This window comes from Streptomyces sp. NBC_01525 (assembly GCF_045040405.1).
GTDB classification, from domain to species: Bacteria; Actinomycetota; Actinomycetes; order Streptomycetales; family Streptomycetaceae; genus Streptomyces; species Streptomyces benahoarensis.
This window is the reverse complement of record NZ_CP109397.1, coordinates 2,689,859-2,712,695: the sequence shown is the minus strand read 5'-3', so window position 1 is coordinate 2,712,695 and position 22,837 is coordinate 2,689,859. Positions and strand designations below refer to the sequence as shown.

Below are 22,837 nucleotides of genomic sequence, written 5' to 3'. Positions count from 1 at the left end.
AGCGGGACGGCGGAGGAAGGAAGGGGAATAGGGGGGAGAAGGCGGGCGGCGGGTGGCCCTACACCAGCGCCTTTGTCATGCACCGGCTGTCGTCGTACGTCCGGAACTCCCCGAACTTCTCCGGCTCGGGGACCATCAGATACCCGCAGGACGCGTACAGGCTCAGCGCTTCCGGCTGTTCGGTGCCGGTCTCCAGCACCATCCGGGTGCGGCCCGCCGCCCGTGCGTCGGCCTCCAGGGCGGCCAGGATGCGCCGGGCCAGCCCGCGTCCCCGGGCCTCCTCGATCACGAACATCCGCTTGATCTCGGCGTCCCCGGCGGCGTACCCCTTGGCGATGTCCTCCTCGGTCCGCCAGCCGCCGGTGGCCACCGGCCGGCCGCCGTCGTACGCGAGCAGATACCTGCCGCGCGGCGGGACGAACATCGCGGCGTCGAGCGGTGTGAAGTCCGTCTCGCCGTAGCGGCGGACGTACTCCTGCTGCACCAGCGCGTCGAGGACCACCGCGTCGGGGTGGTCGTAGCGCGCGTGCCGTATCTCCACACCGGTCTCCATTCCGGAAAGGGTACGGCGCACCCGCCGGACCGGGCGAGCGGCTTTGCGGCCGGGCCCCGCGGGCTGGGTATCGTGCCGGGATGCTCACCGTGACGACCGGGAACGCGTGGGACTGCCGCCGCCGCTTGTGAACCTGAGGAGCCCGCCTTGCTCACCGTGACCACCGTGAACGTGAACGGCCTGCGCGCCGCTGCCAAGAAGGGCTTCGTGCCGTGGCTGGCCGAAACCGCCGCGGACGTGCTCTGTCTCCAGGAGGTTCGCGCGGAGACCGCCCAGCTCCCCGCGGAGGTCCGCGAGCCCGAGGGCTGGCACGTCGTGCACGCCCCCGCCGAGGCGAAGGGGCGCGCGGGTGTGTCGCTCTACACGCGGCGGGAGCCGGACGCCGTACGGGTGGGCTTCGGCTCGACGGAGTTCGACGCCAGCGGTCGCTACGTGGAGGCCGATCTGCCCGGTGTGACGGTGGCCTCGCTCTACCTCCCGTCCGGCGAGGTCGGCACCGAGCGCCAGGACGAAAAGGAACGCTTCCTGAAGGAATTCCTGCCCTACCTGACCGGTCTGCGCGCCCGCGCGGCGGCCGATGGCCGTGAGGTGCTGGTCTGCGGCGACTGGAACATCGCCCATCAGGAAGCCGACCTGAAAAACTGGAAGGCCAACCAGAAGAAGTCCGGTTTCCTCCCCGAGGAGCGCGCCTGGCTGACCGAGGTGCTGTCCGGGACCTCCGGCGGCTACGTCGACGTCGTTCGCGCCCTGCACCCGGACACCGACGGTCCGTACTCCTGGTGGTCCTACCGCGGCCGTGCCTTCGACAACGACGCGGGCTGGCGCATCGACTACCACATGGCCACCTCCGGCCTGGCCAGCCGCGCGACCAAGGCGTTCGTGGAGCGCGCGGAGAGTTATGACACCCGGTGGAGCGATCACGCACCGGTGACGGTGGCGTACGAGGGCTGAGGGGCGGCGGGGCCGGGTCAGGCGTTCTCTTTCGGGCTCTTTCGGATCACGCTCACGGGCGTGCGATAGGTTGCCCGCCATGGCTGAACTCGGACCCGTTGCCTGGCCACCCGCCCCGATCGGAACCGAGCGGCTCGTGCTCCGCGCGCCCGAGGCCCGGGACCGTGCGGCGTTCATCGAACTGCTCGCCTCGCCGGAGGTGCATACCTACCTCGGCGGCCCTCGACCGCGTGATGAGGTCGAGCGCGCGGTGCCCGAGATACCCGAACGGCGGCTCGGCCTCTTCGTGATCGATCTCGACGGAGCGATGATCGGCCAGATCATGCTCACCAGAAACACGGGGCATCTTCGTCAGGCCGCCGGGAAGGCCGAGCTCGGCTACCTGTTCCTGCCGGAGGCATGGGGATACGGGTACGCCGCCGAGGCGTGCGCCGCGGCACTCGACTGGTTCGCCGACGCGCTTCCCGGCGAACCAGTGGTACTCGCCACCCAGACCGCCAACGAGCGCTCGATGCGCCTCGCGGCAAAGCTGGGGTTCACCGAGGTGGAGCGGTTCGAGGCTTACGGCGCCGCGCAGTGGCTCGGAGCGTGGTCGTCGGTCACGTCGTGCGCTCACCGGCGATCGGATGATCCGAAGGAAACGGCCTAGGCCCCCCTTCGTCCCCCGCCCGTTCCTCGTCCCCTTCCCCCGTCTCCCGCCGCAACCAGCAGTCCAGCTCCGTACGCACGCGGCGGTCCATGGCCATGGTGATTTCCGCGTCGATGACGGCCTGGAAGACGGGGTGGAGTTCTTCGATGGTGCGGGTGAGGTGGTCGATGTCCTGGGGGGTGGGGGGTGTGCCCGTGGGCGGGCCGACGAGGTGGGTGCGGATCAGGGTGCTCGCGATGGCGGCGACGGCGTCGGCGTGGGTGCGGACGGCGCGGCCCGCCTCCAGGACGGCGGCCAGGGGGATGCCCCGGGCGACGAGGGTGGTGGAGGCGTCCAGGAGGCGGCGGCTGGTGTGGACGAACTCGTCGCCGTCCACCGCGAGATAGCCGATGTCGAGGGAGGCGGCGAGGTTTTCGGCGGTGACGTCGCCGCTGTAGTGGTCGGCCAGTTCCTCGGGGGTGAGGCGGACCGGGGTCTCGTCCGACCAGGGGGTCACGAACGTCGCGTCCAGGCCCAGGAGTTCGCCGACGTCGCGGCCGCTCTCGAAGGCGGCGAGGAGTTCGGTGATGCCGCCGAGGGTGTGGCCGCGCTCCAGGAGGGCGGAGATGGAGCGGAGCCGGGCGAGGTGGTGCTCGTTGTACCAGGCGATACGGCCCTCGCGGCGCGGCGGCGGGATCAGTTTGCGTTCGCGGTAGAAGCGCAGCGTCCGGACGGTGATACCGGCTTCGGCGGCCAGCTCTGCCATCCGGAACTCGCGCTGTTTATGCTGGTCGTTCGGGTTCTCGTTCGCGGCCACCCGGTCACCCTAGGCGCGGACAGCAGCCCGGGGTGCAGCCAGCGGTAACTTCCCTGCGTGCGCCCCCTACCGCTCGGTACGCAGCTGCCCTACGCTCCAACCGTGCCAGTGATTGCTGGCGCGATGGGTAGGGTCGGTGACCTGGGGAGGCGGTGGCATGTCCGAGCGGGAACACGTGCGGGTGGCGGTGATCGGATCGGGGTTCGGTGGTCTGGGGGCGGCCATACGGCTGCGCCGTGAGGGGATCACCGACTTCGTGGTCCTGGAGCGCGCCGGGGCGGTGGGCGGCACCTGGCGGGACAACAGCTATCCGGGGTGCGCGTGCGATGTGCCCTCGCACCTCTACTCGTTCTCCTTCGCGCCCAACCCCCGGTGGCCGCGGAACTTCTCCGGGCAGCCCCATATCCGCGCCTATCTGGAGCATGTCGCGGACACCTTCGGGATCCGCCCCCATCTGCGGTTCCACGCCGAGGTGGAGCACGCGCGGTGGGACCGTGACGCGCTGCGCTGGGAGATCCGGACGGCGAGCGGATCGCTCACCGCCGACGTCCTCGTCTCGGCGACCGGGCCGCTCTCCGACCCGAAGATCCCCGACATCCCGGGCCTTGCGACCTTCCCCGGCAAGGTGTTCCACTCCGCCCGCTGGGACCACGACTACGACCTGCGCGGCAAGCGCGTCGCCGTGATCGGCACCGGCGCCTCCGCCCTCCAGATCGTCCCGGCCATCCAGCCCGAGGTCGGCCGCCTCAGCCTCTTCCAGCGCACCCCCGCCTGGGTGCTGCCGCGCGCCGACCGCAAGATCACCGGCCTGGAGCGTTGGCTGCACGCCAAGGTGCCCGCCACCCGCGCCGCGCGCCGCGGGATTCTCTGGGGCATCCGGGAACTCCAGGTCAGCGCCTTCACCAAGTGGCCGAACGCACTCGGGCTGGTCGAGACGGTCGGCCGGGCGCACATGCGGCGGGCGGTCAAGGACCCCGCACTGCGTGCCAAGCTCACGCCCGACTACCGCATCGGCTGCAAACGCATCCTGCTGTCCAACAGCTACTACCCGGCGCTCACCAGGCCGAATGTCGACGTGATCGCCGCCGGGCTGCGGGAGGTCAGCGGCTCCACCCTCATCGGCTCCGACGGCAGCCGCACCGAGGCCGATGCGATCGTCTTCGGCACCGGCTTCCACGTCACCGACATGCCCATCGCCGAACGCATCACCGGCGCCGACGGCGTCACCCTCGCCGAACGCTGGAAGGACGGCATGGAGTCGCTGCGCGGCACCAGCGCCGATGGGTTCCCCAACTTCCTCACCCTCATCGGCCCCAACACCGGCCTGGGCAACAGCTCGTTGGTCCTCATGATCGAGTCCCAGCTGAACTATCTGGCCGACTACCTGCACCACCTCGACGTCCTCGGCGGCCGGATCGCGCTCGACGCCCGCCCCGAGGCGGTGGCCGCCTGGAGCGACCACATGCAGCGGCGGATGGCGCGCACCGTATGGACGACCGGCGGCTGTGACAGCTGGTACCTCGACGCCAACGGCCGCAACACCACCGCCTGGCCCGGCACCACCGCCGAGTTCCGGCGCGAGACCCGGCAGGTCGACCTGGCCGAGTACGCCCTGCTGCGCCCGCCGTCCGGCCGCCGCCCTCCCGCCCTCGCCGAGGAGGCCGCTGTATGAAGCGCCCCGGACACGTCACCAGCGGACCGTACGCCCCGCCGCCGCCCCGGCGGGCGCTGCACGTCACCTCCGGCGGCGCCCGGCTGTACGCAGAGATCCACGGGCCCGAGGGCGCCCCGGCCGTCGTCCTCGCCCACGGCTGGACCTGCTCCACCGCCTTCTGGGCGCCAGTCGTCCGCGACCTCGCCGTCGACCACCGCGTCATCGTCTACGACCAGCGCGGCCACGGCCGCAGCCCGGCCCCCGGGCCCGGCGGCTACAGCGCCAACGCCCTCGCCGACGATCTGACCGCGGTCCTGGAGGCGACGCTGGCGCCGGGCGAACGCGCCGTCGTCGGCGGCCACTCCATGGGCGGCATGACGATCATGGCCGCGGCCGACCGCCCCGCCCTGCGCGAACGGGCCGCCGCCGTCCTGCTGGCCAGTACCGGCGCCGCCGATCTGCCCGCCGAATCGCGGGTCATCCCGCTGCGCACACCGCAGGGCCGCCGCCGGGCGCACCGGCTGATGCTCGGCTCGCGCGTGCCGCTCGGCCCGGTCAGCCCCGTGACGAAGGCGGCGCTGAAGTACGCCACGATGGGCGCCGGTTCGTCCCCCGAACAGGTCGAGGCGTGCGCCCGTATCGTCCACGCCTGCCCGACCGGGGTCCGCGGCCACTGGGGGCGGGTGCTGTACGGACTCGAACTCACCGGTGGGGCCGCGCGGTTGGAATTACCGGCGGAGGTCCTCGTCGGCACCGCGGACCGGCTCACCCCGGTGGTGCATGCGCAGCGGCTGGCGTCCGTGCTGCCCGACTGCCGCCGGGTGACGGAGCTGCCGGGCCTGGGCCATATGACGCCGCTGGAGAACCCGGGCGCGGTGGTGACCCGGCTGCGCGCGCTGGTGGCCGAGCATCTGGCGGCGGAACCCGAGGAATCCGTCAGGAAGCCATCCGGAAAGAAAGCCGACACCGCCGCGCGGCGCAAGGGCGGGAACACGGACGGGAACACGGACGGGAACACGGACGGGAACACGGACAGGAAGACGGACGGGAACACGGACGGGAAGACGAAGGGGGAGGCGGCATGAGCGGGCGCAAGGGACTTCAGGGCCACGTCGTGGTGGTGACCGGGGCGGCGCGCGGGGTGGGGGAGCTGCTGGCCCGCAAGCTGTCGGCGCGCGGCGCCACCCTCGCGCTGGTCGGTCTGGAGCCGGACGCGCTCCGCGAGGTCGCGGTCTCGCTGCGCGGCCCGGCCCACCACTGGTACGCCGATGTCACCGACCACACCGCGATGGCGCGGGTCGCCGCCGAGGTGAAGGAACGGTTCGGGAAGGTCGATGCGGTCGTCGCCAACGCCGGGGTGGCGACCGGCGGTCCGTTCGCCGACTCCGATCCGGACGCGTGGCGGCGGGTCATCGAGGTCAACCTCATCGGCGGCGCGGTCACCGCCCGCGCCTTCCTGCCCGTCCTGACCGAGTCGCGCGGCTACTTCCTCCAGATCGCCTCGCTCGCCGCGCTCACCCCGGCGCCGATGATGACGGCGTACTGCGCCTCCAAATCGGGCGTCGAGGCGTTCGCGCACAGCCTGCGCGGCGAGGTCGGCCACAAGGGCGTACGGGTCGGCGTTGGCTATCTGAGCTGGACCGACACCGACATGGTGCGCGGCGCCGACCGGGACGACATCATGCGGGAGCTGCGGTCCCGGCTGCCGTGGCCGTCGAACAAGACGTATCCGCCGGGGCCCGCCGTCGACCGGATCGCGGACGGCGTCGAGCGGCGCTCCGCGCACGTCTACGGCCAGTGGTGGCTGCGCGGGATGCAGTCGGTCCGTGGGTATCTGCCCGCGCTCATCGGCACGGTCGGGCAGCGGGAGATGCGGCGGTTCGGGGACCGGCTCGACGGGATGCGCATCGGGCTGGTCGGCGCCGGGGGCGAGGCCGACGAGAAGGTGCGCGCGGAGCGGTGACGGACGGCGTATGACGGGCTTCCAAGTCGGGCACCGCCCCGCCCGAAGCGGTCCGCGCGGCCCCGGCCCGGCAGGCAACGCGCCGCCCCCGCCGCCCCGTTGATCAGCAATTGATCGAAATGCGGGTGGCGGGGGTGCGTGCGAGGCTGGTCGCGTCCGGCACCCGACATCCGACGGGAGTGAACCGCATGGGGCTCAGGGAGCAGTTCCAGGCCAAGGCCGAACAGCTGGCACAGCGGGCGCGTGCGGAGGCCGACGCGGAGGCGGCCCGGCGCGGCGCGGGGACCGCCGACGGGCCGGGCGAGCCCGAGTGCGGCACCGAGCAGACGGAGCACACCGGGTACTGACCCCGGCGACCCGCCCCGTATACGGAAAGGCGCACCCGGACCACACACCGGGTGCGCCTTCCGCGTACGGCCGTCCCGGGGCCGGGCCGCGGCGAGTAGCACGGAGAGGTGTCGCCAACGGCTCCGCGTACGGCCGTCCCGGGGCCGGGCCCTCGTACCGGCCCGCTCCAGCGCGCTCAGCCCGTACCGCTCAGCGTCCGTACCGCTCAGCGCGGCGGCAGCTCCGGGCGGCGCAGGTCCGGGACGTCGGAGAGGTCGGGCGGGGTGGCGGCCGGGTGGCGGTCGAGGAGTTCCAGGGCGGTGCGGACGGCGACGCCGAGCTGCGGGTGGCGGTTCTCGGCCCAGTCCAGCGGGGAGCGCAGCGCCTCGATGTCGACCTCGACGCCGTGGTTCTCCACGCCCCAGCCGTACACCTTGAACCACGCCGCGTTCATCGGCACCGTGATCGCCGTACCGTCGCCCAGCCGGTGCTGCCCGGTCATCCCGACCACCCCGCCCCAGGTGCGCATGCCCACCACCGGGCCGATGCCCTGGAGCTTGAACGCCGCGGTGATCATGTCGCCGTCGGACGAGGTCATCTCGTCGGCGACCGCGACGACCGGCCCGCGCGGTGCGTTCTGTGTGTACGACACTGGCTGCGCGTCGCGCGTCAGGTCCCACCCCATGATGGTGCGGGTCAGCTTCTCGATGACCAGCTCGGAGATGTTGCCCCCGGCGTTGCCGCGGACGTCGACGATCAGTGCCGGGCGCGACACCTCCATCCGCAGATCGCGGTTGAACTGCGCCCAGCCCGAGCCGCCCATGTCTGGGATGTGCAGATAGCCGCACCGGCCGTCGCTCAGCTCCCGGACCACCGCCCGGCGCCGCTGCACCCAGTCCTGGTAGCGCAGCGGCCGCTCGTCGACCAGCGGCACCACCGCCACCCGGCGCGGCGGCCCGGACCCCTCCGCCGGGGCGAACGTCAGCTCCACCGTCGTACCGCCCGCCGCCGACAGCAGCGGCGAGGGCCCGGCGACCGGGTCGACCCGGCGGCCGTCGACATGCGTCAGCGCCGCGCCCTCGCGGATGCCGGTACCGGCCAGCGGGGAGCGGGCCTTGGAGTCCGACGACTCGCCCGGCAGGATCCGCTTGAGCACCCAACGCCCGCCGCGCGGCACGAAGTTGGCGCCCAGCAGGCCCATCGCCCGCTGGTAGTGCGGCGGGCCCTCGTTGCGCCGCGCCCCGGCGACGTACGCGTGCGAGGTGCCCAGCTCGCCCAGGACCTCCCGCAGCAGATCGGCGAACTCGTCGGGGGAGGCGACGCGGTCGAGCAGCGGACGGTACTGCGCGAGCACCGCGTCCCAGTCGATGCCGGACATCCCCGGGTCCCAGAAGTACGCCCGGACGATCCGTCCCGCCTCCTCGTACGCCTGCCGCCACTCGGCCTCCGGATGCACCTCGTGGAGGATGCGCCGCAGGTCCATATGGACCGTCGAGTCGCTGTCGGCCTGTTCGGTGGCGGGGACCGCCCGTAGGTCGCCCTCGTCGTTGACGACGAGCCGGGTGCCGTCGCCGCTGAGCGCGAACCGGTCGAGCGCGGAGGTCAGTTCGGTGCGCCGCGCCTTGACCAGGTCGAAGTGTTCGAGGGTGGGCTGGCCCGAGGTGTTGTCCGGGTTGGCGAACGTCTCGCCGAGCGCCCCGGAGATCGGCCAGCGCAGCCACACCAGCCCGCCCCCGGCGACCGGTCGCAGCGAGGAGTACTTCGACGCGGCGACGGGGAACGGCGTGACCCGCTCGGGCAGCCCCTCCACCTCCACCAGCACCGGGCCCTCGGCCACCGGCGGGTTCTCGGCCGGGTCGAGCCCGCCCGCGGCCGGGCGGCCCTCCGGCGACAGCGCGAACGGCGACGGCGTCGCGGACGACAGCGGGACGAGGTGCGGGCGGCAGCCCAGCGGGAACGACAGGTCGCCGGTGTGCACGTCGTAGACCGGGTCGAAGCCGCGCCAGGACAGGAACGCCAGATAGCGGCCGTCGCGGGTGAAGACCGGCTGCTCGTCCTCGAACCGGCCGTTGGTGACGTCCACGATCATCCGGTCGGCGAGCCGGGCCATCTTGATCTGCCGCAGCGACCGGCCGATCCCCGGATGCGACCAGGTGAGCCACCGTGAGTCCGGCGAGAACGCGAGATCGCGCACCGGGCCGTTGGCGGAACGGATCAACTCGGCGACGTCGTCGGGGAGTTGGTGCTCACCGGGTTCGTCGTCCCCTTCCGTCCCGGGCGGTTCCTCCTCGGCGCGGTCCTCGGGCCGCCGCACGTCCACCAGCAGCAGGCGGCCGTCGTGGGCGGCCACCGCGAGGCGGGTGCCGTCCGGCGACGCCACCGCCTCCTGGACCCGGCCCAGCCGCCCGGCCGCCAGCCGCCGCGGCTCGCCCACCCCGCTGGCCCGCGGCAGCCCGGCGATCTCGACGGCGTCCTCGCCCTCCGCGTCGGTGACGTACGCGATGCGGTCGGTGTCGCCCAGCATCTCCGGGAGCCGCACCCGGATGCCGGGTACGTCGTGCAGGGCGCGGGCCGGGCCGTCGCGGTGGGTGAGCCAGTACAGGCTGCCGCGCACCCCGATCGCGCTGGCCCGGCCGGTGGCGTCCACCGCCAGCGAGGTGACGTTCGAGGCGGTCGGCACCTGGTACGTGCGGCGCCCGGTGCGCGGCCCGCCCACCCGGACCGCCAGCCTCCGCGGCCGGGCGGCGGGCGCGAGGTCGTCGACCAGCCAGAGGTCACCGGCGCACTGGTAGACGATGCGGGAGCCGTCGGTCGAGGCGTGCCGGGCGTAGAAGCCGTCGTGATCGGTGTGGCGGCGCAGATCGGTGCCGTCCGGCAGGCAGGAGTAGACGTTGCCGACGCCCTCGTGGTCGGAGAGGAACGCGATCCGGCCGCCGACGAACATCACCGAGTCCAGATGGCCGTGCAGCTTCGGCAGCAGCCGGGTGCCGTGCAGCCACATCCGGCCCATGGCGCCGCCCCGGTACCGCTTCCACGAGGCAGGTTCGTGCGGCGGCTTCCCGCCGAGCAGCAGGGTGCGCCGCTCCCCGCCCAGGTCGGCGACGGCGATGTCGGAGACCGGCCCCCAGGGCAGCCGCGCGCCGGGCCCGCCCTCCACGGGGAGGCGGTACGCCCACGAGTAGTACGAGAACGGCTGGCCGTGCGAGGTGACCGCGAGGATGTGGGAGACGCCGTCCTTGTCCGGCGGCGTCCAGCCGCAGACCCGGGCATCCGTGCTGCCCCAGTACGTCAGCCGCCGCGCGGGCCCGCCCTCGACCGGTACGAGGTGCACCTCCGGGTCGAGGGAGCGCCAGGTGGTGAACGCGAGGTGGCGGCCGTCGGGGGAGAAGCGGGGATGGCCCACCCGGGTGCGGTCGACGGTCAGCCGCCAGGCGCGCTCCGGCTCCACGCCCTCCGGTACGAGGGGCGCGACCCACAGGTCATCCTCGGCGGTGAAGCAGATCAGATCGCCGTGGAGATGCGGATACCGCAGGTAGGACGCGGGTGGCGGGCCCGGCGGCACCGGCATCCGGCGCAGCCTTCCGGGTGGTGCGGCGGGATCCGGCTCCGGGTGCGGCCCGACGGCCTCGCGTGCGTCGCTCACCCGTCTCATCGTTCCGCCGCCTCGGCCGGGCGGCAACTCGGCAGGTGCGTACGGCGGGCCGCAGGGGCCATCGGGGCGACTCCGCCCAAGGCAGGCGGCCCGTCGGCCGGTTCGCGGGCGGCGCCCGGGGCCCGCGCCGCGATGACGAGCTGAGGCATACCCACCGTCCGGTACGGCCCCGCCGGTTCGGCCCGTACCCGGTGGCCGCGGGGCCCGCCGACGCGCATCCGGCCCCGCTGTGACGAACCCCACGCCGAACCGGCCCCGGTCATGAGCACCGCTTCGCGCGAGGCACCATGGAAGGGTCACCAAAGCGACGGAACAGTGGGAAGCGGGAAACACGTGGTGGACGTCCAGGGCAGGGTCGAGGACGGCTTCGAGCCGGTCCGGGACGCTTTCACGGCCAACTTCACCCACCGCGGCGAGCGCGGCGCCGCCGTCGCCGTCTACCGCGACGGCCGCAAGGTCGTCGACCTCTGGGCCGGTACGAAACACGGCGACGGCGGCGACGACCTCGGCCCCGCCGCCGACGGCCGCCCCGACGCGCCCTGGCAGGAGGGCACCGCCCAGGTTGTCCGCTCCGCCACCAAGGGCGTCGCCGCCGTCGTCCCGCTCCTGCTCCACCAGCGCGGACTCCTCGATCTGGACGCGCCGGTCGGTACGTACTGGCCGGAGTTCAAGGCCGCGGGCAAGGACCGCGTCCTCGTCCGCCACCTGCTGTCGCACCGCGCCGGACTGCCCGTCCTCGACACCCCGCTCACCCCCGAGCAGGCCGTCGACGGCGTCAGCGGACCCGCCGCCCTCGCCGCGCAGGCGCCCGTCTGGACGCCCGGCACCGACCACGGCTACCACGCCCAGACCTACAGCTGGCTGCTGGCGGAACTCGTCCTGCGGGTCACCGGCCGCACCATCGGCGCCTGGATCGCCGACGAGATCGCCGGCCCCCTCGGCCTCGACCTCTGGCTCGGTCTGCCGCCCGGTCAGCAGGCCCGCGCCGGACGCCTCGCCGACGTCACGGCGCCCGAGCCGGACCCCGCGGGCGGCCTGCGGGTGCGCCCCAAGCGGTCGGTCGCCGACGCCTACCGCGACCCGGCGTCCCTCACCAGCCGCGCCTTCGCCGCCATCACCCCGGCGCCCGACGAGAACGCCCCGGCCTACCGCGCCGCCCAGCTGCCCGCCTCCGCGGGTATCGCCACCGCCCGCTCGCTGGCCCGCTGTTACGCCGCGCTCATCGGCCCGGTCGACGCCGACGGCACCGGCGGCCACCCGCGCCTCTTCGCGCCCGCCACGCTGACCCTGGCCCGCACGGAGGAGTCCGCGGGCCCGGACCGCACCCTCGTCGTGGGCACCCGCTTCGGCCTGGGCTTCATGCTGCACAGCGGCGCGTCCCCGCTGCTGGCGCCCGGCTCGTTCGGCCACCCCGGGCGCGGCGGCGCCCTCGCCTTCGCCGACCCCGAGTCCGGCCTGTCCTTCGGGTACGTCACCAACGGCATGCAGCGCAACGTCACCGCCGACCCCCGCGCCCAGGCCCTCGTCCGCGCCCTGGCCGCCTCCGCACCCACCTGCTGAACGGACGAAGGGGCCCCGGCCGCGCCGGAGCCCCCGCTTTCCCGGTGGTCAGCTGTGCAGCATCAGCCCGATGCCGACCACCATCAGCCCGGCGGCCGCGATCCGCGGCGCACCGAAGCGTTCCTTGAAGAACAGCGCGCCGATGGCCGCGCCGACGATGATCGACGATTCGCGCAGCGCCGCGATCGGCGCCAGCGGCGCCTGCGTCTGCGCCCACAGCACCAGCCCGTACGCGAACACCGACAGCACTCCGCCGAGTGCCCCGCGCAGCGCGAACGGCTTCAGCTGGACGAGGAGTTGACGGCGGCGGACCGCCAGCGCGTAGACGGGGATGGCGATGCCCTCCAGCAGCATCAGCCAGGCGATGTAGCCGAGCGAGGTGCCCGACGCCCGGACGCCGAGCCCGTCGACGGTGGTGTACGAGGCGATGGACAGGCCCGTGGCGAGGGCCGCGAGGAGCGCCGGCCACTGCGGGCGCGCCCCCGAACCGCGCAGCCCCCACAGGGCGACACCGAGCAGTCCGGCCGAGGCCAGCGCGACCCCGGCGAGCGCCCAGGGGCCGGGCACCTCACCGACGAAGACCGCCGCGAGGACGGTGACGACCAGCGGCGCGGTGCCGCGGGCGATCGGATACATCTGCCCGAACTCGCCCAGCCGGAACGACTGCATCAGCAGCACCTGGTAGACGATGTGCAAAACGGCGGAGCCGAGGAGATACGGCCAGGCGGCGGCCGTGGGGAGCGGGGTGAACGGGGCGAGGACGAGGCCGCAGACGGCACCGCCGCCGCCGACCAGGGTGAAGGCGAGAAGCTGGTCGCGGATGCCGTGGGCGATGGCGTTCCAACTGGCGTGGGTGACCGCGGCGATGAGCACGGCCACGACGACGAGGGGCGTCATGCGGTGGGCTCGGCGGGGCTCGCCGCGGGGGCGGTGGCGCGGCGCCGGCGGATGAGGGCGGCCCGGCAGGCGCGCGCCCGATCGGCCGCCGGGACGGGGAGGTTGGGCGGGAAGACGCTCATACCCGCACGCTAGCCAGGGCTGAACGGGCCACGCGACGAAAAGGTGAGCGGTCTCTCACCGGCAGATCGCATGGTGGATGCCGGACGGTCTTCTCCCGGTCGTCGCAGTTCATCTTCCGGGTGTCGCGGAACCGCCCCGCACCGCTGGAGGGCGGGGCGGGGCGGTGTACCGGTACGCGGGATGGTCAGCCCTCGGAGAGCAGGGCGCGGACCACCGGGCCCGCGTTGTCGCCGCCGTGGCCGCTGGCCGGGACGAGCGCCGCGGCGGCCATGTCGTTGCGGTACGCGGTGAACCAGGCGTTCGGCTTCTTCTGGTTGTCGACCTCGGCGGAGCCGGTCTTCGCGCCGATGTCGCCGCTGAGCCCGGCCATCGGCTTGACCGCCGTACCGGCCACCGCGGTGGTGCGCATCAGCGACTTCAGCCCGGCGGCGGTGCCCGGCTTCATCCGGCGCGCCGCGGTGGCCAGCTTCCGGTGGTCGACGTCGGGGGAGACGAGGTAGGGCTGGCGGAAGACGCCGGACTGCGCGGTCGCGGCGAGCGAGGCGACGTTCAGCGGGTTCATCCGCACCCCGCCCTGGCCGATCAGGGACGCGCCCATCTGCGCGCCGTCCTGCACCGGCACGATGCCGTCGAAGGTCGGGACGCCGGTCTGCCAGTTGAGGCCGATGCCGAAGACGTCCCGCGCCTCCACCGTCAGGTCGTCGTTGTTGAGGTTCTTCGCCTCGCCGATGAAGGCGTTGTTGCAGGACGCGGCGAAGCTCTGCGCGAAGGTGCCGTGCGGGATCTCGCTCATCTGGTCGTTGTGGAACTTCCAGCCGGCGACCGTCGTGTACTTCGGGCACGGGTGCTGCTTGCCCGGCGAGGTCAGGCCCTTGTCCATCAGCAACGCGGCGGTGACGATCTTCATCGTGGAGCCGGGGGCGAGGGAGCCTCCGGTGGCCACGTTGAAGCCCTTCGCGGGGGAGTGCGCCAGCGCGAGGATCTCGCCGGTGCTGGGCTTGATGGCGACGGCGGAGGCGTTCTTCCGGGCGTCGACCTGCTTCTGCGCGATGGCCTGGAGCGTGGCGTCCAGGGTCGTCTTCAGGGTGCCCGGGCTGCCCTTGGTGAGGACCTTCAGCGGGGTGTCGGGCTTGGTGTTCTTGCCGTCCGCGGCGTGGTGGACGGCCAGCTCTATCCCGGGCGTACCGCCCGCCTTGCCGCCGAACTTGTCGCGCAGGCCCTCCAGCACCCCCGCCAGCTCCGGGTGGTCCTCGGCGGTCAACGGCTTGCCGTTGCGGTCCACGGCGTTGATCGGGGCCGTTCCGGAGGGCCCGGTGCGCAGGGTGTCGCCGTTGGTGAGGGCGGGGTGGAGCACGGCGAGGTTCCAGTTGACCCGGGGCTCGCCGGTGGCGGCGTCGCGCCGGACGTGGAGCGCGGAGGTGTAGGAGTACGGCGCCTGATGGCCCTGGTAGGAGAGCTGCGCGGTGACGGTGTAGGGCACCTTGTCGCCGTTGGGGGCGCCGGGCTTGACGGTGACGTGGCTGAAGTGCGCCTGCTTGGCGAAGGAGCCGAGCGCGGTCTTCGCGGCGGCCGGGTCGTCGGTCAGGCCCGCCGCCTTCGCGGCGTCGGCGGACTGCCAGGCGGCCAGGAAGTCCCGGGAGGTGGTGGCGATCTCCTGCGCGGACGCCGGTCCGGCCTTCGCCCCGGCGCCGCCGTTCTTGGCGTCGGCGGCCGTCACCCCCTGCGCGGACGAGTCGTCCGAACCGCCGCCGAACAGCGCGAACCCGCCGACCACCCCGGCGACCAGCACCGCGGATCCGCCGATCAGTCCGTACTTCACCTCACGGCGCATGCGACCGTTCCCCTCCCAGTGCCTCACCCCGCGTGGCCGGGGCCTGATGCGCACTCTATGGGACGGCGGAAACCCGGAGAGTGCCGGTCCGTCTCGATCGGGGCACGGTCGGATGAACGGTCCGGTGCGGGGCGCGTTCCCTGCTGTAGGGGAACCGGCCGGGCCGCCCGCACGGGTGCCCCGCGGCGCGGGAGATCCTCCGCCGCGGGGCGTCCGCTCACCGCCGTCCGGGGCCCGCGAACAGCGCGGACGCGGGGGTGCCCAGACCGGTGACGTGGCCGCCCGCCCGGCGCCGAGGGCTGCCGCCCGGCCCGCCCGCCCGCCGGAAAACCCGATGCGCCCCACCCCGCCCCTGCCGAGGATGGACGCCATCCCCGGCGCCCGCCGCCACCTCGTCCACGACACGGGCGGGGCGCTGCTGTGGACGCATGCCGCGGAGGTGCTGACGACGCTGCTGGGACGCGCGGGTGGGGACACCTGACCCGGACCCCGGGCGCCGCCCTCAGAAGCGTGGCCCGCCCCGCCTCACACCCACGTGTCGAACCACATCCGCCGATGCCAGTCCGACTTCGGAATCGGCAGCCCGGTGTAGATCGGGTAGAAGTACACGAAATTCCACACGATGAGCAGGACGAGGACGCCCGCGCCGACCGCGCCGAGGGTGCGGCGGCGTTCCGACGAGCCCGGTGGGCCGATGATCGCGCCGATCATCATCGCCAGGGCCAGGCAGAGGAACGGCACGAACACCACGGCGTAGAAGAGGAAGATCGTCCGTTCCTGGTAGAGGAACCACGGCAGATACCCGGCGGCCACACCGCAGACGACGGCGCCCGCGCGCCAGTCGCGCTTGAACGCCCAGCGGTAGAGGACGTAGGCGAGCGCGAAGCACGCCGCCCACCACAGCAGCGGGGTGCCGATCGCCAGCACCTCGCGGGCGCAGCCCTCCGCCGCGGTGCAGCCGTCGTGTCCGGCCTTCGGGTCCTCGTAGAAGTACGAGACCGGGCGGCCCAGGACCAGCCAGCTCCATGGGTTCGACTGGTAGGTGTGCGGGGTGGTCAGGCCGGTGTGGAAGGCGTAGACCTCGGTCTGGTAGTGCCAGAGGCTGCGCAGCCAGTCCGGTAGCCAGGTCCAGGCGCCGGTGCGGCCCTCGGGGGTCGTCGCCCACTCGCGGTAGTAGCCGCCCTTGGTGGCGAACCACCCCGACCACGACGCCAGATACGTCGCCACCGCCACCACGACCGTCGCGCCGAACGCGGGCACCACATCGCGCCGCAGCACCGACCGCACCGGGCGCCGCGCCCCGGCCGTGCGCCGCGCGCCGATATCCCACACCACCGACATCAGCGCGAACGCGGCCAGGAAGTACAGGCCGTTCCACTTCGTCGCCGACGCCAGGCCCAGGCAGACCCCGGCCGTGATCCGCCAGGGCCGCCAGCCCAGCCGAAACCGGTCGCCGACCGTGCCGTCCGGATGCGCCTGCCCCTCCGCGTCGACGGGCAGCGCCGCCGCCAGCCGGGCTCGCGCGTGGTCCCGGTCCAGCAGCAGCGCGCCGAACGCGGCGAGCACCCAGAACATCACGATGAGGTCCAGCAGCGCGGTTCGGCTCATCACGAAGTGCAGCCCGTCCACGGCGAGCAGCGCGCCCGCCAGGCAGCCCAGCGCCGTCGACCGCAGCAGCCGCCGCCCGATCCGGCAGACCAGCAGCACCGACAGCGTGCCGAGCAGCGCCACCATGAACCGCCAGCCGAACGGATTCATCCCGAACGCCCACTCACCGACGGCGATCAGCCACTTCCCCATCGGGGGATGCACCACGTACGACGGGTCGGAGTGCAGCAGGATCCGCGCGGGATGGCCGACGAGCGCGTCGTTGGCGTGCTTGTCCCAGGTGCCCTCGTAGCCGAACTGCAGCAGCGACCAGGCGTCCTTGGGGTAGTACGTCTCGTCGAATATCACCTTGTCCGGGCTGCCGAGATTCCAGAACCGCAGCACCCCGGCGAGCAGCGTCACCAGCAGCGGACCGGCCCATCCCGAGGCGCGGGCCAGCCGCGCCGCGAGCAGCGGGTTCGCGCCGCACAGTTCCCACAGCCGGGTGCCGGGCTTCGGGAAGGGAGGCACCAGCCGCGTGCGGACGTCGGGCCGGGGGCCGCCCGCGTAGCCGAAGCGGCGCAGCCTGCACTGCCACGCGGGCGGCCGCCGGTCGGGCTGGTCGGCGCTGCGGGCTACGGCGTCGGTCGCGGTGTCACTGGTCACCCGGCCCATCGTAGGGAAGCGGTCTGTGGACGGCGGGGTACGCCGCAGGGCGGGTGACGAGGGCGTCACGGACCGGGCGGCCCCCGCCGGCTGGGAGGATGGGGGCGTGACTGGAACGCTGGTACTTGCAGGGACGCCCATCGGCGACATCGCGGACGCCCCGCCGCGCCTCGCCACCGAGCTGGCCGCCGCCGATGTGATCGCCGCCGAGGACACCCGGCGGCTGCGCCGCCTCACCCAGGGGCTCGACGTGACGCCCCGTGGCCGGATCGTGTCGTACTTCGAGGGCAACGAAGCGGCCCGGACGCCGGAGCTGGCCGACGCGCTGGCCGGGGGCGCCCGGGTGCTGCTGGTCACCGACGCCGGGATGCCGTCGGTCTCCGACCCCGGCTACCGCCTCGTCGCTGCCGCCGTCGAGCGGGGCGTGAAGGTCACCGCGGTCCCCGGGCCGAGCGCCGTGCTGACCGCGCTCGCGGTGTCCGGGCTGCCCGTCGACCGTTTCTGCTTCGAGGGCTTCCTCCCCCGGAAGCAGGGCGAACGCCTCACCAAGCTGCGGGAGGTCGCGGACGAGCGCCGCACCCTCGTCTACTTCGAGGCCCCGCACCGCCTCGACGACACCCTCGCCGCGATGGCCGAGGTGTTCGGCGCCGACCGTCGCGCCGCCGTCTGCCGGGAGCTGACCAAGACGTACGAGGAGGTCAAGCGCGGCGGGCTCGGCGAGCTGGCGGCGTGGGCGGCCGAGGGCGTGCGCGGGGAGATCACCCTCGTGGTCGAGGGCGCTCCCGAGGCCGGGCCGCAGGAGCTGGGGCCCGAGGAGCTGGTGCGCCGGGTGCGGGTCCGGGAGGAGGCCGGGGAGCGCCGCAAGGAGGCCATCGCCGCGGTCGCCGCCGATGCGGGGCTGCCGAAGCGGGAGGTGTTCGACGCGGTGGTGGCGGCGAAGACCGCCGAGAAGGGCGCGGGGAAGGCCGACGGGAAGGGCGCCGGCGCCTGACCGCCGGTGCCTGACCCCGGGCCCGGCCGCGTCCGGTGTCCGAAAGCCGCTGCCGGAAGGTAAACGGTCCGCCTCGAAGGGTAAAGGGAGCATCCGGACGGCCGGGACTTTGGCCTGGAGTCGGCCAAATCTGGGCCAACAGGTAAGAACATCCGCCGCACCTCGCCCGGGACAGGAGTCCACTGGTGACCGGGACGCACGGTTCCCCGGAGAACTTGTCCTACGGACAAGAGGAGCGGCACATGAGTGAGATCGCGGACATCCGCACCACCTACCCCGACACCCACCCCACCACCGACGCCCCCGTCCACGAGGCGTACGCGTTCGCCTGCATGAGGTGCGGTCACGGCTGGGAGCAGGCGTACGAGATACGGCACCACGTGGACGTCAAGGGCGTCACGCACGTCGTCTACTTCGCGGACGGCGAGCGGGTGCCGTCCCCGCTGACCAGTCCGGGCTGCCTCAGCTGCGGCTCCACCGTGGTGCGGATCATGCGCGCGGGCGAGGTCTCGAAGGTGTCCCATGCGATCGAGAGCCTGCACCAGCGCACCGGCGGTACGACGAAGCGACCCGCGGCGAAGAAGCCCGCCGGTCGGCCGGAGAATCCGGGCAGCTCCGCAGCCGAGACGCCGCACGGCCACCACTGGCACCTCTCCGACCTGCTCCACCCCTTCCAGCACCACCGCCGCTGACGCGGGCGCCCGGGCCCGGCCCTGGGTGAGGCCGTGGCCGCCGTCCTCGTAGGATCGCGGCCATGGCCCCGCACGACACCGGCTCCGAGACCGCCCAGCCCACCGCCGCCGCGAGCGGCGACTCGTCGAAGGCGGTGAAGGCGGCGAAGGACGCCCCGCCGCCGCTGCCCGAGCCGCTACGGGTGCCGGTCGCCGACTCCCACACCCACCTCGACATGCAGCAGGGCAGCGTCGAGGACGCCCTCGCCAAGGCGGCGTCCGTCGGCGTCACCACCGTCGTGCAGGTGGGCTGCGACGTCGCCGGATCGCGGTGGGCGGCGGAGACCGCCGCCGCGTACGAGGCGGTGCACGCGGCCGTCGCCCTGCACCCCAACGAGGCGCCGCGGATCGTCCTCGGCGATCCCGACGGATGGTCCCGGCAAGGGGCCCGCGAGCCCGGTGGCGACGCGGCCCTGGACGAGGCGCTCGCCGCCATCGATGAGCTGGCCGCCCTCCCGCACGTCCGGGGCGTCGGCGAGACCGGTCTCGATTACTTCCGTACCGGCGCCGAGGGCATGGCCGCCCAGGAGCGTGCGTTCCGCGCGCACATCGAGATCGCCAAGCGGCACGGCAAGGCGCTGGTCATCCACGACCGGGAGGCCCACGCCGACGTGCTGCGGATCCTGCGCGAGGAGGGCGCCCCGGACCGCACCGTCTTCCACTGCTTCTCCGGCGACGCCGCGATGGCCGAGGAGTGCGCGGCGGCCGGGTACTTCCTCTCCTTCGCCGGGAACGTCACGTTCAAGAACGCCAAGCCGCTGCGCGACGCGCTCGCGGTGGCCCCCGCCGAGCTGCTGCTCGTCGAGACCGATGCGCCGTTCCTCACCCCCGCGCCGTTCCGTGGCCGCCCCAACGCGCCCTATCTCATCCCCGTCACGCTGCGGGCGATGGCCGAGGTCAAGGGCGTCACCGAGGACGCCCTCGCCACCGCCGTCGCCGCGAACACGGCACGGGCCTTCGGGTACTGACCGCGCGGGCGGTCCGGGCCCCGCCCGGCCCGTACGGCCTTGCCCGCGAAGGCCCCGGACGCCGCTTCTTCTCCCACTGGCCATCGCGGGCAAGGCCGTAAGCTGCACCGGTGAACCAGCGCAGTGAGCGAACAACGGAAAGGCGCGCCCCGTGGACGGTCACGGCGGCGCGCGGCGAGGCTTCGGCATGAGTGAGAGCACCACCGGCGGCGAGTCCGGCCCCCTGCTGGGCCCCGCCGACATCCGCGAGCTGGCCGCCGCGCTGGGCGTACGCCCCACCAAGCAGCGCGGCCAGAACTTCGTCATCGACGCCAACACCGTCCGGCGGATCGTGCGGACCGCGGAGGTGCGGCCCGACGACGTCGTCGTCGAGGTCGGTCCCGGTCTCGGGTCGCTGACCCTGGGGCTGCTGGAGGCCGCCGACCGGGTCACCGCCGTGGAGATCGACGAGGTGCTGGCCGCCGCGCTGCCCGCCACCGTCGCGGCCAGGATGCCCGGCCGCGCCGACCACTTCGCGCTGGTCCACCAGGACGCGATGCAGGTCACCGAGCTGCCGGGGGCCGCACCCACCGCGCTGGTCGCCAACCTGCCGTACAACGTCGCCGTGCCGGTGCTGCTGCACATGCTGGCGACGTTCCCGACCATCGACCGCACGCTGGTCATGGTCCAGGCCGAGGTCGCCGACCGGCTCGCCGCCCGCCCCGGCAACAAGGTCTACGGCGTGCCGTCCGTCAAGGCCAACTGGTACGCCGAGGTCAAGCGCGCCGGGTCGATCGGCCGGAACGTCTTCTGGCCCGCGCCGAACGTCGACTCCGGCCTGGTGTCGCTGGTGCGGCGGCAGCCGCCGGAGACCACCGCGAGCCGCGCCGAGGTCTTCGCGGTCGTCGACGCCGCGTTCGCCCAGCGCCGTAAGACGCTACGGGCGGCGCTGGCGGGCTGGGCCGGTTCGGCCGCCGCCGCAGAGGAGGCGCTGACCGCCGCCGGGATCTCCCCGAAGGCGCGCGGCGAGGCGCTGACCGTCGAGGAGTTCGCCCGCATCGCGGAACACAAGCCGGGACTGCCGGGCAAGCAGGACGAGCAGCAGGACCAGCACGACGAGCAGGGGGGTGCGCGGTGAGCGTGGCGGTGACGGTACGGGTTCCGGCGAAGGTCAACGTTCAGCTGGCGGTCGGCGCCGCCCGTCCGGACGGCTTCCATGACCTGGCCAACGTCTTCCTCGCCGTCGGCCTGTACGACGAGGTCACCGCCGCCCCGGCCGACGGGCTGCGGATCACCGCCGAGGGCGAGGGCGTGGACAACATCCCGCTCGACGCCACCAACCTCGCCGCCCGCGCCGCCACCCTCCTCGCGGCGCGGCACGGCCGCACCCCCGATGTCCATCTGCACCTGAAGAAGGACATCCCCGTCGCGGGCGGTATGGCGGGCGGCAGCGCGGATGCCGCCGGTGCGCTGCTGGCCTGCGACGCCCTGTGGGGGACCGGCGCCTCCCGGGGCGAACTCCTGGAGATCTGCGCGGAGCTGGGCAGCGATGTCCCGTTCAGCCTGGTCGGCGGCGCGGCTCTGGGCACCGGCCGCGGTGAGGTGCTGACGCCGCTGCCGGTCGGCGGCGCCTTCCACTGGGTCTTCGCGGTCGCCGACGGCGGCCTGTCCACCCCGGCGGTCTACGGCGAGTTCGACCGCCTCACGGCAGGCACGGACGTACCGGAGCCGGCCGCGTCGCCCGCGGTGCTTGCCGCGCTGGCCGACGGCGACGCCACCGCACTCGCCGGGGCGCTCGCCAACGACCTCCAGACCGCCGCGCTGTCCCTGCGCCCCGCTCTCGCCGCGACGCTCGACGCCGGCAGGGAGGCGGGCGCGCTGGCCGCCCTGGTCTCCGGTTCGGGCCCGACGACGGCGTTCCTGGCCAAGGACCCGGAGGCGGCGGAGCGGGTGGCGGCGGCCCTGTCCGCGTCGGGCACCTGCCGCGCGGTACGCACGGCGGTCTCGCCGGCGCCGGGGGCGACGGTCCGCTAGGCGCCTCCGCCCGCACGGGCGGAGGCGCTACGGCTGCTCAGGCGCGCGCGGCGTTCTCGGCGATGGCCGCGGTGACCTGGTCGAGGAGCGGCTCGGGCAGGTCGTGGCCCATCGCGTCGAGCGGCAGGTAGGCCGAGTCGGCGAGCGCGGCGTGGGTAGCCTCGCCGCCGGCGATTTTGATCAGCGGATCCTCGGCTCCGTGGATCACCAGCGCCGGGATCCTCAGCTTCTGGAGTCGGCGCCTGCGGCCGGGCGCGATCAAGGCCGCGGTCACCTGGCGCGCTCCGCCGTCGGGGTGTTGTGCGCGGTCGTATGCCTCCGTCGCCAGCGCGAGGCGGCGTTCGTGCTCATTGTCCGCGCAGGTCTTCGAGCCGATGAGCGTGTACAGGTCGGCGATCTGCGTGATCGCCTCCGCACGCTCCGGCGGCAGCGGTTTGGCCAGCTCCTGCAGCACCTCCCCGTCGCCCATGCCGATGCTGAAGTGCGGCGTGCTCATCATCGAGCACAGGCTGCGCACGCGCGGCGCGTGCTCGATCGCGAGCAGCTGGGCAATCATCCCGCCCATCGAGGCGCCGACGACGTGCGCCTGCTCGATGCCGAGATGGTCGAGCAGCTCGACCGTGTCACGCGCGAGCGCTCTCAGGAAGTACTGTCTCGGTGCCTCCTTCCATTCCGTCAGACCGCTGTCGCGGTTGTCGGGACGAATCACCCGGTAGCCGCGCTCGCCGAGCGCGTCGACGACCTCCTGCGGCCAATGGATCAGCTGCGAGCTGAGTCCCATGATCAGCAGCAGCGGCTCCCCCTTCGGATCCCCCTCGTCGCGGAAGCACATCCTCACCGTCGTCAGCTCCGCGAACTGATCGCGCTCATCGCTCATGACACCCTCTCTGGCAGCTGGAGCCCCTGCCGACCGAGCACCGTCGGC

21 protein-coding genes are annotated in these 22,837 nt (G+C 73.5%); 13 read left to right on the top strand and 8 right to left on the bottom strand.

Translation table 11 applies throughout. The features are described 5' to 3' along the window. Positions 1-58: 58 nt before the first annotated feature. Positions 59-541, bottom strand: coding sequence for a GNAT family N-acetyltransferase (locus tag OG422_RS11960; protein ID WP_143944573.1), 483 nt, complete (start codon positions 539-541; stop codon positions 59-61). 159 nt (positions 542-700) lie between these two features. Between OG422_RS11960 and OG422_RS11955 the strand changes: the two genes are divergently transcribed. Both OG422_RS11955 and OG422_RS11950 read left to right on the top strand, forming a co-directional pair. Next, entirely contained in the window at positions 701-1,504 is an 804-nt protein-coding gene (locus OG422_RS11955; RefSeq protein ID WP_143944571.1) for an exodeoxyribonuclease III, read from the top strand. Positions 1,505-1,583: 79 nt separating this feature from the next. Then, positions 1,584-2,153 carry a GNAT family N-acetyltransferase gene (locus tag OG422_RS11950; RefSeq protein WP_405742600.1) on the top strand — a complete coding sequence of 190 codons (570 nt, stop codon included), beginning with the start codon at positions 1,584-1,586 and terminating at the stop codon, positions 2,151-2,153. Here OG422_RS11950 and OG422_RS11945 read toward each other — a convergent pair. Beyond that, positions 2,104-2,898, bottom strand: a complete 795-nt coding sequence (locus tag OG422_RS11945) for a MerR family transcriptional regulator (protein WP_405747746.1) — start codon at positions 2,896-2,898, stop codon at positions 2,104-2,106. The genes OG422_RS11950 and OG422_RS11945 overlap by 50 nt on opposite strands. Before the next feature lie 208 nt (positions 2,899-3,106). Between OG422_RS11945 and OG422_RS11940 the strand changes: the two genes are divergently transcribed. The 4 genes from OG422_RS11940 to OG422_RS11925 all read left to right on the top strand — a co-directional run bounded on the left by OG422_RS11940 (position 3,107) and on the right by OG422_RS11925 (position 6,913). After that, entirely contained in the window at positions 3,107-4,621 is a 1,515-nt protein-coding gene (locus tag OG422_RS11940) for a flavin-containing monooxygenase (RefSeq protein WP_405742598.1), read from the top strand. After that, positions 4,618-5,688 (top strand): alpha/beta fold hydrolase, encoded by a 1,071-nt coding sequence (locus OG422_RS11935; RefSeq protein WP_405742596.1) that lies wholly within the window; start codon positions 4,618-4,620, stop codon positions 5,686-5,688. The genes OG422_RS11940 and OG422_RS11935 overlap by 4 nt, the downstream gene beginning before the upstream one ends. Continuing rightward, positions 5,685-6,566, top strand: coding sequence for an SDR family oxidoreductase (locus OG422_RS11930; RefSeq protein ID WP_405742594.1), 882 nt, complete (start codon positions 5,685-5,687; stop codon positions 6,564-6,566). Before OG422_RS11935 ends, OG422_RS11930 begins: the two co-directional genes overlap by 4 nt. A 188-nt stretch (positions 6,567-6,754) precedes the next feature. Continuing rightward, positions 6,755-6,913 (top strand): hypothetical protein, encoded by a 159-nt coding sequence (locus OG422_RS11925; RefSeq protein ID WP_405742592.1) that lies wholly within the window; start codon positions 6,755-6,757, stop codon positions 6,911-6,913. 206 nt (positions 6,914-7,119) lie between these two features. Here the strand turns inward: OG422_RS11925 and OG422_RS11920 are convergent, their stop codons facing one another. Then, positions 7,120-10,461, bottom strand: coding sequence for a S41 family peptidase (locus OG422_RS11920; protein ID WP_405747744.1), 3,342 nt, complete (start codon positions 10,459-10,461; stop codon positions 7,120-7,122). Positions 10,462-10,878: 417 nt separating this feature from the next. Between OG422_RS11920 and OG422_RS11915 the strand changes: the two genes are divergently transcribed. Next, entirely contained in the window at positions 10,879-12,105 is a 1,227-nt protein-coding gene (locus tag OG422_RS11915) for a serine hydrolase domain-containing protein (protein WP_405742590.1), read from the top strand. A 48-nt stretch (positions 12,106-12,153) separates the two neighbouring features. On the opposite strand, the gene OG422_RS11910 is transcribed toward OG422_RS11915, so the two are convergent. The 3 genes from OG422_RS11910 to OG422_RS11900 all read right to left on the bottom strand — a co-directional run bounded on the left by OG422_RS11910 (position 12,154) and on the right by OG422_RS11900 (position 14,956). After that, positions 12,154-13,002 (bottom strand): EamA family transporter, encoded by an 849-nt coding sequence (locus tag OG422_RS11910; RefSeq protein ID WP_405742588.1) that lies wholly within the window; start codon positions 13,000-13,002, stop codon positions 12,154-12,156. Then, positions 12,999-13,124 (bottom strand): hypothetical protein, encoded by a 126-nt coding sequence (locus OG422_RS11905; RefSeq protein WP_405742586.1) that lies wholly within the window; start codon positions 13,122-13,124, stop codon positions 12,999-13,001. Before OG422_RS11905 ends, OG422_RS11910 begins: the two co-directional genes overlap by 4 nt. A gap of 185 nt (positions 13,125-13,309) precedes the next feature. Next, positions 13,310-14,956, bottom strand: a complete 1,647-nt coding sequence (locus tag OG422_RS11900) for a penicillin-binding transpeptidase domain-containing protein (protein WP_405742584.1) — start codon at positions 14,954-14,956, stop codon at positions 13,310-13,312. 334 nt (positions 14,957-15,290) lie between these two features. Between OG422_RS11900 and OG422_RS11895 the strand changes: the two genes are divergently transcribed. After that, on the top strand, positions 15,291-15,437 hold the full coding sequence (locus OG422_RS11895; RefSeq protein WP_405742582.1) for a hypothetical protein: 147 nt from the start codon (positions 15,291-15,293) through the stop codon (positions 15,435-15,437). Between the two features lie 44 nt (positions 15,438-15,481). On the opposite strand, the gene OG422_RS11890 is transcribed toward OG422_RS11895, so the two are convergent. Continuing rightward, a complete protein-coding gene (locus OG422_RS11890; RefSeq protein ID WP_405742580.1) occupies positions 15,482-17,218 on the bottom strand; it encodes a dolichyl-phosphate-mannose--protein mannosyltransferase in 1,737 nt (578 codons plus the stop codon). 97 nt (positions 17,219-17,315) lie between these two features. Here OG422_RS11890 and rsmI point away from each other — a divergent pair, with 97 nt between their 5' ends. The 5 genes from rsmI (at position 17,316) to OG422_RS11865 (ending at position 21,912) form a co-directional block, all read left to right on the top strand. Then, complete coding sequence (rsmI, locus tag OG422_RS11885) at positions 17,316-18,200, top strand: 16S rRNA (cytidine(1402)-2'-O)-methyltransferase (protein ID WP_405742579.1); 885 nt, start codon at positions 17,316-17,318, stop codon at positions 18,198-18,200. Between the two features lie 242 nt (positions 18,201-18,442). After that, positions 18,443-18,892, top strand: a complete 450-nt coding sequence (locus tag OG422_RS11880; RefSeq protein WP_185993934.1) for a hypothetical protein — start codon at positions 18,443-18,445, stop codon at positions 18,890-18,892. Between the two features lie 62 nt (positions 18,893-18,954). After that, positions 18,955-19,899, top strand: coding sequence for a TatD family hydrolase (locus tag OG422_RS11875; protein ID WP_405742576.1), 945 nt, complete (start codon positions 18,955-18,957; stop codon positions 19,897-19,899). 187 nt (positions 19,900-20,086) lie between these two features. Continuing rightward, positions 20,087-21,016 carry a 16S rRNA (adenine(1518)-N(6)/adenine(1519)-N(6))-dimethyltransferase RsmA gene (gene rsmA / locus OG422_RS11870; protein ID WP_405742574.1) on the top strand — a complete coding sequence of 310 codons (930 nt, stop codon included), beginning with the start codon at positions 20,087-20,089 and terminating at the stop codon, positions 21,014-21,016. Further along, on the top strand, positions 21,013-21,912 hold the full coding sequence (locus tag OG422_RS11865) for a 4-(cytidine 5'-diphospho)-2-C-methyl-D-erythritol kinase (protein WP_405742572.1): 900 nt from the start codon (positions 21,013-21,015) through the stop codon (positions 21,910-21,912). Before rsmA ends, OG422_RS11865 begins: the two co-directional genes overlap by 4 nt. 37 nt (positions 21,913-21,949) lie before the next feature. Here OG422_RS11865 and OG422_RS11860 read toward each other — a convergent pair whose 3' ends face one another. After that, positions 21,950-22,789 (bottom strand): alpha/beta fold hydrolase, encoded by an 840-nt coding sequence (locus OG422_RS11860; RefSeq protein ID WP_405742570.1) that lies wholly within the window; start codon positions 22,787-22,789, stop codon positions 21,950-21,952. Between the last annotated feature and the right edge of the window lie 48 nt (positions 22,790-22,837).